8 protein-coding genes are annotated in these 8,839 nt (G+C 72.6%); 4 read left to right on the plus strand and 4 right to left on the minus strand.

Annotated features, from left to right (window positions below; all coding sequences use genetic code 11):
• Positions 1-66: 66 nt before the first annotated feature.
• From IG94_RS0115875 to IG94_RS0115890, 4 genes are all read right to left on the minus strand, one after another.
• Positions 67-1,041, minus strand: coding sequence for a zinc-dependent alcohol dehydrogenase (locus tag IG94_RS0115875; protein ID WP_031036133.1), 975 nt, complete (start codon positions 1,039-1,041; stop codon positions 67-69).
• Positions 1,038-2,417 (minus strand): crotonyl-CoA carboxylase/reductase, encoded by a 1,380-nt coding sequence (gene ccrA / locus IG94_RS0115880; protein WP_031036137.1) that lies wholly within the window; start codon positions 2,415-2,417, stop codon positions 1,038-1,040. The genes IG94_RS0115875 and ccrA overlap by 4 nt, the downstream gene beginning before the upstream one ends.
• 112 nt (positions 2,418-2,529) lie before the next feature.
• Entirely contained in the window at positions 2,530-4,068 is a 1,539-nt protein-coding gene (gene mhpA, locus IG94_RS0115885; RefSeq protein WP_043483751.1) for a bifunctional 3-(3-hydroxy-phenyl)propionate/3-hydroxycinnamic acid hydroxylase MhpA, read from the minus strand.
• 20 nt (positions 4,069-4,088) lie between these two features.
• On the minus strand, positions 4,089-4,523 hold the full coding sequence (locus IG94_RS0115890; RefSeq protein ID WP_031036143.1) for a type II 3-dehydroquinate dehydratase: 435 nt from the start codon (positions 4,521-4,523) through the stop codon (positions 4,089-4,091).
• 147 nt (positions 4,524-4,670) lie between these two features.
• On the opposite strand from IG94_RS0115890, the gene IG94_RS0115895 reads away from it, so the two are divergent.
• From IG94_RS0115895 to IG94_RS0115910, 4 genes are read left to right on the plus strand one after another with little or no spacing between them, the layout of a single operon-like run.
• On the plus strand, positions 4,671-5,834 hold the full coding sequence (locus IG94_RS0115895) for a DegT/DnrJ/EryC1/StrS family aminotransferase (protein ID WP_031036145.1): 1,164 nt from the start codon (positions 4,671-4,673) through the stop codon (positions 5,832-5,834).
• Positions 5,831-6,895, plus strand: a complete 1,065-nt coding sequence (locus IG94_RS0115900) for a Gfo/Idh/MocA family protein (protein WP_031036149.1) — start codon at positions 5,831-5,833, stop codon at positions 6,893-6,895. Before IG94_RS0115895 ends, IG94_RS0115900 begins: the two co-directional genes overlap by 4 nt.
• Positions 6,880-7,545 carry an HAD-IA family hydrolase gene (locus IG94_RS0115905; RefSeq protein WP_031036152.1) on the plus strand — a complete coding sequence of 222 codons (666 nt, stop codon included), beginning with the start codon at positions 6,880-6,882 and terminating at the stop codon, positions 7,543-7,545. Before IG94_RS0115900 ends, IG94_RS0115905 begins: the two co-directional genes overlap by 16 nt.
• Positions 7,529-8,587, plus strand: a complete 1,059-nt coding sequence (locus tag IG94_RS0115910) for a 3-dehydroquinate synthase family protein (RefSeq protein ID WP_031036156.1) — start codon at positions 7,529-7,531, stop codon at positions 8,585-8,587. Before IG94_RS0115905 ends, IG94_RS0115910 begins: the two co-directional genes overlap by 17 nt.
• Positions 8,588-8,839: the final 252 nt, after the last annotated feature.

Genomic DNA, 8,839 nt, shown 5'->3' on the forward strand with positions numbered 1-8,839 from the left:
GTTTCGGAGACATCCGAAACCGGACCTCTCGCCTTTCCCGGGGTTCCCGGAGTGTTTCGAGGCACCTCAGGAGAGGTCGATCCAGACCTTCCCTGGCGCGTCGGCGGCGGCCTCGAAGGCTGCCCGTACGTCGTCCAGGGGGTAGCGGTCGCTGACCACCGCGCCCAGCCGGGGCCGTGTGCCGGACCCGAGGGCGGCGATCGTGCCCGCGAAGTCACCCGGGTGGTCATAGATCATGCTGCCGACGATCCTGAGCTGCCCCGCCACCACGTCGCGGGGGGAGACACCGAGCGGTGCGGTGTTCATCCCGATGAGCACGGCGGTGCCCTGCCGGGCGAGTCGCCGCAGTCCCTGTTCGGCGACCCCGGGGGCACCGGACGTCTCGAAGAAGTAGGGGACGCCGTCCCCGTCCGGCGGCAGCGGTGTCGCTCCCAGTGCGCGGGCGCGGTCCAGCCGGGCCGGGTTGGGCTCCTGGACGAAGACCGTCGCACCGTGCTCGACGAGGGCCCGGCACAGCAGCAGGCCCTGGGAGCCGGCACCGGTCACCAGGCAGCTCTGCCCGGGGGAGATGCCCGAGCGGCGCAGCGCCGCCCGGGCCACGGTCGCGGGTTCCACGCAGACCAGGTCCTCCGGCGGCAGGCCCGCGGGGACCCGCCACACGAACTCCGCGGGAGCCACGACGTACTCGCTGAGCAGACCGGGGACGGTCAGTCCGACCGCGGCCCGGCCGGCACAGGCCGACGTCCTCCCGGCCAGGCAGTCGGCGCAGGCCAGACAGCAGTAGTCCGGTTCGACGACCACGTCCTGACCGGCACGCAGGCCACCGACCCCGGCGCCCACCGCCTCGACGCGGCCGGTCCCCTCATGACCGAGGATCCACGGGAGGTACGGCGCCGGCCTGCGCCCCGCGTACACCGCGAGGTCGGAGCCGCACAGCCCCGTGCCGCGCATGCGGACGAGCACCTCACCGGGGCCGCAGGCCGGCTCCGGCACGGACACCACCGACAGCGCGCCGGGCCCGGTCAGTACGGCGGCCCTCACGGCGCCACCCGCGGTGCCGTCGTCGTCCCCGTCCCCTCCTGCGGGACCCGGAAGCGGTTGATGGCCCCGAGGTGCCGGGACCGCATCTCCTCGTCGCGCACGCCCAGGCCCTCCTCGGGAGCGAGACACAGGACACCGACCTTGCCCTGGTGGAGGTTGCGGTGGACGTCGTACACGGCCTGCCGGGTGTCCGCCAGGGGGTAGACCTCGGAGAGCGTGGGATGGATTCTTCCCTTGGCGATGAGGCGGTTGGCCTCCCAAGCCTCGCGGTAGTTGGCGAAGTGGGAGCCGACGATGCGCTTCAAGGACATCCACAGGTAGCGGTTGTCGTAGGTGTGCTCGTAGCCGGTGGTGGACGCGCAGGTGACGACGGTGCCGCCCTTGCGGGCGACGTAGACGGAGGCGCCGAAGGTGTCGCGGCCGGGGTGCTCGAAGACGATGTCGGGGTCCTCGCCCCCGGTGAGTTCGCGGATGCGCCTGCCGAGGCGCTGCCACTCCTTGGGGTCCTGGGTGTGGGAGTCCTTCCAGAAGCGGTAGTCCTCGGCCGAGCGGTCGACGACCAGCTCGGCGCCCATGCTGCGGCAGACGGCGGCCTTGCGTTCGCTGGAGACGACGCAGACCGGAGTGGCGCCGCCGGCGAGCGCCAACTGGGTGGCGTACGAGCCGAGTCCGCCGCTCGCGCCCCAGATCAGGACGTTGTCGCCCTGCTTCATGCCGGCGCCGTTGCGGGAGACGAGCTGGCGGTAGGCCGTGGAGTTCACCAGTCCGGACGCGGCGGCCTCCTCCCAGGTGAGATGGGCGGGCTTGGGCATCAGCTGGTTGGACTTCACCAGCGAGATCTCCGCCAGCCCGCCGAAGTTGGTCTCGAAGCCCCAGATGCGCTGCTCGGGGTCGAGCATGGTGTCGCCGTGGCCGTCGGCGGACTCCAGCTCCACCGACAGGCAGTGGGCGACCACCTCGTCACCGGGCTGCCAGGCGTTCACGCCGGGCCCCGTGCGCACCACCACACCCGCGAGGTCGGAGCCGAGGACGTGGTACGGCAGGTCGTGACGCTTGGCCAGAGCGGACAGCCTGCCGTAGCGCTCCAGGAAGCCGAAGGTCGGCCGTGGCTCGAAGAGGGCCGACCACACGGTGTTGTAGTTGACCGAGGAGGCCATGACGGCCACGAGGGCCTCGCCCGGTCCCGGCCGGGGAACCGGTACCTCCTCGACATGCAGCGACTTCCTCGGATCCTTCTCGGCCGAGGCCGTGCCCTCGAAGATTCCGGTCTCATCCTTCCGGATGACGACACCGCGAGCGAATTCGGGAAGGCGCACACCGAGCCAGTCCCGCCCGGAAACGCCCTCGGTGAGGATCGCGCTGGTCAATTCGTTCACGCCGGGAACACTAGAGAGGCGCCGCCGCCGTGTGAACCCCAGTCCTCATCGGCCCGCTGAGGGGGTACCCCCTTCTTTTCGCTTTTCCGCGCTGTTGATCCGCGCCGGTGATTCAGGCCTCGGCGAGATGAAGGAGATCGCGCAGGCGGCCGATGATTCCCGGAATCTGGGAAACGGTGCGAGCGGCGCCGAAAACGATGTGGTCGGGGCGGACGAGAAGGGCGCGTGCTCGGACCGACCGCAGATAGGCGTAATACGTTCCGTCGGTGTCGACCGGGTCCGGGGAAGACGTTCCGGCCGGAGCGAGGACGACGACGCGGGCCCCGATCGCGGCGAGGAACGCGCGGTCCGCGTCACTGAGCGCCGGGACCGGATCGGCGGTGCTGAGCAGGACGAAGCCGTGGCCCACGACCTCGTCGAAGAGGCCGGTGACGGCGCCGGCGGTGACCCGGCCCTGCGGCACCGGCTCGCCGACCGGTGGGGGAGAGGCGCCGCCGGGCGCGCGATGGAGCACACCGGCGCGGAGCGGGACCGGCTCGGGCGCGCCGGACCGGGGGCCGGGCACGAGGGCGGCGTCGCGGTGGGCGGCGTCCGCTTCCCCGGTGACGCAGACGACGCGCCCGAGGGCGACGGCGGTCTCGACGGTGGCGCGGACGTGCGGGACGCGTTCCTCCGCGTAGGTGTCCAGCAGCGCGCCGGAGGCGACGCCGCGCAGCACCAGGTCCAGTTTCCATGCCAGGTTCACGACGTCCCGGATGCCGGAGCACATGCCCTGCCCGGTGAACGGCGGCATGGAATGGGCGGCGTCGCCGGCGAGCAGTACGCGCCCGCGGCGCCACCGGTCCGCCCACGACGCCCGGAACCGGTAGACGGCCCTGCGCTCCAGAGCGGCGTTGTCCGGCCGGACGTCGAAAGCCTTCAGCAGCCGCCAGGCGGTCTCGTCACGGTCCAGGTCGCCGAGGTCCTCTCCGGGCAGCCGCATGAACTCCCACCGCCGCCGGCCGGGCCCGCTGGCGACGACGGTGGTGGGGCGGGCGGGGTCGCAGATCTGCAGGTTGGTGGGGGAGAAGGTCCGCGGTGCGGCCAGGACCACGTCGCAGAGCAGCCAGTCGTAGGAGAAGCCGAGGTCGGTGACGCCGGCGCCCGTCCGCCGCCGCACGGTGCTGTTGGCGCCGTCGCACCCCACGACCCAGGAACCGGTGACGCCGGCGGTCGCGCCGTCGGCGGCGGTGTAGGTGACCTCGCCGTCCTCGGTGACGTCGGTGACGGTGCACCCCGTCCGGACCTCGATGCCGGGCAGCGCGGCGGCACGCTCGCGCAGCACCGCCTCGAGGGCGGGCTGGTGCATGGTCGTCACGTCGGGCCAGCCGTACCGGCCGGTGGCGGCGAAGTCCACCCCGATCAGCGTCCGGCCGTCGGCGGTGCGCCAGTCGTAGCCGTCGGCGGCCTCGCCGATCCGCGCGAACGCCCCGCCCGCGCCGGCCCGGGCGAGGCTGCGCGCGGTCTCCCCGTCGAAGCTGGTGGCGCGCGGCAGCGGGTAGGGCCGACGCTGCCGCTCCAGCACGACCACCCGCCGCCCGGCGCCGGCCAGCAGGAGCGCCAGGGTCTGGCCGATCGGTCCGTAGCCGACGACCACCACGTCGGCGTCCACCCCGCGGTCCCGCACCGCGGTCAGTCGGCGACCAGGCCGAGCAGCGCCCGCGCGGCCAGCCGGTAGCCCTCGGTGCCCAGCCCGAAGATCACACCGGACGCCACCGGACCGGTCACCGACGCGTGCCGGAACTGCTCCCGCGCCCAGACGTTCGAGATGTGCACCTCGATCCACGGCCGCGGATAGGCGGCCAGCGCGTCCCGGAGGCTCCAGCCGGCCATCATCAGCGCCCCCGGATTGACCACGGCGCCGGCCGTGTCCGGATTCGCGTTGACGGTCCGCACCAGATCACCCTCGGAGTCGTACTGGTGCGACCGCACCTTCCAACCGCGCTCCGACACGACCTCGGCCACCGCGTCCTCGATGTCGGCCAGTGTGTCCGTGCCGTACACCTCGGGTTCCCGGCGGCCGAGAATTCCCAGATTGGGTCCGTTGAGAAGAAGTAATTTGCGCACCCCGTGAACGTAGCACCCGGCTGTCCTCGAAATGCCGGGACTGCATGGAACAGGGGGTCTTACGGGGGCAGGTAAGGGGGCATGACGAGAGGTTTTCACCCTGGTTATCGTGCGGGCCGAGAATCATTCGAGGAGGGCTGGCGAACAATGCTGGACAAGGAACTCGACCTGGATTTCCCGGCGTGGCCGCAGTACGACGACACCGAGCGTGCCGGGCTCGTCCGTGCCCTGGAGCAGGGACAGTGGTGGCGTATCGGCGGCAGTGAGGTGGACGAGTTCGAGCGCGAGTTCGCCGAGGCGAACGGTGCCCCGCACGCGCTCGCGGTGACGACCGGGACGCACGCCCTGGAACTGGCACTGCAGGTGCTCGGCGTCGGCCCCGGCACCGAGGTCGTCGTGCCGGCGTTCACCTTCATCTCGTCGTCGCAGGCCGCGCAGCGACTGGGCGCGGTGGCCGTCCCGGTCGACGTCGACCTGGACACGTACTGCCTGGACCCCGAGGCGGTGGCGGCGGCGATCACGCCGCGCACCGCGGCGATCATGCCGGTGCACATGGCCGGTCAGATCTGCGACATGGACGCCCTCGGCAAGCTGTCGGCGGACTCCGGCGTCCCGCTGCTGCACGACGCCGCGCACGCGCACGGCGGGCGGTGGCGCGACCAGGGCGTGTCGGCGCTGGGCACGATGGCGGCGTTCAGCTTCCAGAACGGCAAGCTGATGACCGCGGGCGAGGGCGGAGCGGTCACCTTCCCGGACATCGAGCAGTACGAGACGGCGTTCCTCCGGCACAGCTGCGGCCGCCCCCGCACGGACCGCACCTACCGGCACCAGACCTCCGGCTCCAACTTCCGGATGAACGAGTTCACCGCGAGCGTGCTGCGCGCCCAACTGGCCCGGCTCGACGGCCAGATCGACACCCGGGAGCAGCGCTGGCCGGTGCTGGCCGGACAACTCGCGCGGATCACGGGCGTGCTGCCGCAGGCCACCGACGACCGGTGCACCCGCAACCCGCACTACATGGCCATGTTCCGGGTGCCCGGCATCTCCGAACAGCGGCGCAACGAACTGGTCGACGCGCTGGTGGCCCGCGGCCTGCCGGCCTTCGCGGCGTTCCGCGCGATCCATCGCACCAAGGCGTTCTGGGAGACCGGGGCGCCCGACGAACCGGTCGAGGCGATCGCCCGTCGGTGCCCGAACAGCGAGGCGCTGTCCACCGACTGCGTCTGGCTGCACCACCGGACCCTGCTCGGCACCGAGGAGCAGATGCACGCCGTCGCCGAGGTCGTCTCCGACGCGCTGGCGGCGTCGTGACGCTGCGGCTCGCGATGGTCGGCTTCGGCTGGGCGGCCCGCTCGATCTGGTTGCCGCGACTGCGGCGGCAGCCGGGCCTGGCGGTGACGACGGTCGTCGACCCGGACGCGGCGGCCCGGGCGGCGGCCGAGGACGACGGAGTCGGGACGGTGCTCGACCGCCCCGACACCCTGTCCGCGGCCGACGTCGACCTGGCGGTCGTCGCCGTACCCAACCACGCCCACTGCGCCGTGGCGGCCGCCCTGCTGCGCCGCGGCATCGCCGTCTTCCTGGAGAAGCCGGTGTGCCTGACCGAGACGGAGGCCGAGGAGCTGGCGTCGGCGGAGAAGGAGGGCGGCGCCGTACTGATCGCGGGCAGCGCCGCCCGGCACCGCCCGGACGTACGCGCGCTGGGCGGGCTGGCGGCGGACATCGGCCCGATCCGGCACGTCCGCCTGGACTGGGTGCGCGCCAGTGGAGTCCCCGGCACCGGGTGGTTCACGCGGCAGGACCTGTCCGGCGGCGGCGTACTGGTCGACCTCGGCTGGCATCTGCTCGACGTGCTGCTGGCCGTGCTGGGCCCCGTGGAGTTCGACGACGTGGTCGGCACGACCGGCACGGACTTCGTCGGCCGCTCCTCGGCACAGGCGGCCTGGAAGGACGCGGCCGCCACGGGCGCGGTCGCCGACGTCGAGGACACGGTGCGCGGCTTCCTGGTCGCCGCCGACGGCACGTCGGTCGCGCTGCACGCGAGCTGGGCGTCCCACGCCACGCGCGACACGACCACCGTCGAACTGCACGGGAACGCCGGTACGGCCAGGCTGACCTGCACCTTCGGCTTCAGTCCGAACCGGGTCGCCGAGCCGGTACTCACGCTGACCCGGGACGGCGCGAGCGACGCGGTGCCCTTCGCGGCGGAGCCCGTCGGCGCCGAGTACGACCGGCAGGTGGCCGCGCTGACCGCGCTCCTCGCGGACCCGGCGAGCAGGGGCCGGGCCGTGGACGACGCACGCTGGACGGTGCGGCTGATCGAACGGCTCTACGCGTCGGCACGGGGGAGGACGTCATGCGCGGTGGCCTGACCCCCCTGCCCACCAGGGCGATCGTGTTCGACCTGGACGGTGTGCTGGTGGACAGCGTCGGCGTGATGCGGGAGGCGTTCACGGTGGCCTACCGCGAGGTCGTCGGACCCGGCGAGCCGCCGTTCGCCGAGTACAGCAAGCACCTCGGACGCTACTTCCCGGACATCATGCGCATCATGGGGCTGCCGCTCGCCCTGCAGGAACCGTTCGTGCGGGAGAGCTACCGGCTGGCCCACCGGGTCAGGATGTTCGACGGCGTGCCGGACCTGCTGCGTTCGCTGCGGGCCGACGGGTACCGCCTGGCGGTGGCGACCGGCAAGAGCGGGCCGCGGGCCAGGTCCCTGCTGGACGGGCTCGGCGTGCTGAAGCAGTTCGAGCACGTGCTGGGGTCGGACGAGGTGGCGAACGCCAAGCCGGCGCCGGACATCGTGCTGCGGGCGATGGAACTGCTCGGTGCCGGCCCGGACGAGACGATGATGATCGGCGACGCGGTGACCGACCTGGCCAGCGCCCGTGCGGCGGGCGTCACGGCCGTCGCGGCGCTGTGGGGCGAGAGCGATCCCTCCGACCTGCTGGCGGCCGAGCCGGACGCGGTCCTGCACAAGCCCGGTGAACTGGTCGCGCTGTGCGGGGGTGGTCCCCTCGCGTGACGGGACTGCCGAGCGGGTCGCCGTCGACCTCGGCGACCGCTCGTACGACGTGCACATCGGTCCCGGCGTGCGCGGGCTGCTGCCGGACCTCGTCGCCGGCACCGGCGCGCGCCGGGTGGCGGTGGTGTCGGCACGGCCCGAGGGCTGGGTCCCCGACTGCGGCCGGCCGACGCTGCGGCTCGACGCCGTGGACGGCGAGCACCACAAGACGCTCGCCGAGGTGGAGCGGCTGTGCCGGCGCTTCGCCGAGTTCGGCCTGACCCGCTCGGACGTGATCGTCTCGTGCGGCGGTGGCACCACGACCGACGTGGTCGGTCTGGCCGCGGCGCTCTACCACCGCGGCACGGCCGTCATCCACCTGCCGACCTCGCTGCTGGCCCAGGTGGACGCGAGCATCGGCGGGAAGACAGCCGTCAACCTGCCCACCGGAAAGAACCTGGTCGGCGCGTTCTGGCAGCCGGCCGCGGTGCTGTGCGACAGCGAGTTCCTCGACACACTGCCGCCCCGTGAACTGCTCAACGGCTACGGCGAGATCGCCCGTTGCCACTTCATCGGCGCCGACGGCCTGCGCGGGCTGCCGCTGCCGGAGCAGATCGTGGGCAGCGTGCGGTTGAAGGCGTCCGTGGTGGCGGCCGACGAACGCGACGGCGGCCTGCGCCACCTGCTGAACTACGGCCACACCCTGGGGCACGCGATCGAGAAGGCGACCGACTTCGCGGTGCGCCACGGCGAGGCCGTCGCGATCGGCACGGTGTTCGCGGGCCGGCTCGCCGGCGTACTGGGCCGCGTCCCGCCCGACCGGGTGGCCGAACACGAGGCCGTGGTCGGCCACTACGGGCTGCCGACCGCACTGCCGGCGGGCGTGGACGATGGCGCGCTGGTGAACCTGATGCGGCAGGACAAGAAGGTGACCGTGGGTCTGGCGTTCGTGCTGGACGGCCCGGACGGGGCGGAGTTGGTACGCGGCGTGCCCGAACGGGCGGTCACCGAAGCGCTGGCCGCGATGCCACGCGCCGAAAAGGCAGCCGGAAAGCGCCGGTGAATTCCGGGAGGCAGTCCGGAAGGCAGTCGGCGGGCGCCGCAGGGCTGCCCTCCGGCACGCGCCTGAGCTGCCGGTTTCGAGGGGTAGGGGGTGCGGAAGCGGAAATGAGGGGTGGCTGTCCCCGCGGTGCCCGTAGTTAGCATTCGGTGGCCGATGGAATTCCCGGCCGGCTTCGTCCACAAATGCCAATCACCTCGACGCAACACCTCGACGCAACACCTCGATTCAAGCATCTCGACTCAAGCATCTCGA

The organism is Streptomyces olivaceus (genome assembly GCF_000721235.1).
GTDB lineage: Bacteria > Actinomycetota > Actinomycetes > Streptomycetales > Streptomycetaceae > Streptomyces > Streptomyces olivaceus.

Excerpts from the sequence above, each read along its gene's own strand:
- IG94_RS0115895 (WP_031036145.1), top strand. The coding sequence starts at position 4,671 with ATGCTGGACAAGGAACTCGACCTGGATTTCCCGGCGTGGCCGCAGTAC.
- IG94_RS0115905 (WP_031036152.1), top strand. The coding sequence starts at position 6,880 with ATGCGCGGTGGCCTGACCCCCCTGCCCACCAGGGCGATCGTGTTCGAC.